Origin of the sequence: Campylobacter sp. RM16190 (genome assembly GCF_012978835.1) — a bacterium.
Lineage (GTDB): Bacteria > Campylobacterota > Campylobacteria > Campylobacterales > Campylobacteraceae > Campylobacter_A.
Genome location: NZ_LIWS01000041.1, coordinates 1 through 285, shown reverse-complemented (window position 1 = coordinate 285; position 285 = coordinate 1). Strand labels below are relative to the sequence as shown.

At 38.6% G+C, this 285-nt stretch carries 1 pseudogene; it reads left to right on the top strand.

Features of this window, described 5'->3' with window-relative positions:
• Positions 1-102 precede the first annotated feature (102 nt).
• Positions 103-285: pseudogene (locus tag CDOM16190_RS10975) on the top strand (mobilization protein); the annotation flags it as partial.

The window sequence follows — 285 nt, the reverse complement described above, 5'->3', positions numbered from 1 at the left end:
AAATCAGCTTACTAGACTATGTCACGAGCGAAGAGCTACCGACATAATGACAATAAGAGAGCTTGATAAAATACGCAAAGAGCTTGAGAGGCTAGAGCCTTAATGCTAGTAAAATTCTTTCCAAATCAACAAGGCGGAGGAACGGGAAGCGTATATTATCTACTTAACGATAGAGTAGAGCAAGGCACAGCCAAGATATTACAAGGCGATAAAAACCAAACAATACAGCTTATAAATCAAATACCCTACAAGCAAAAAGTTACATTTGGCAGCCTAAACTTTACC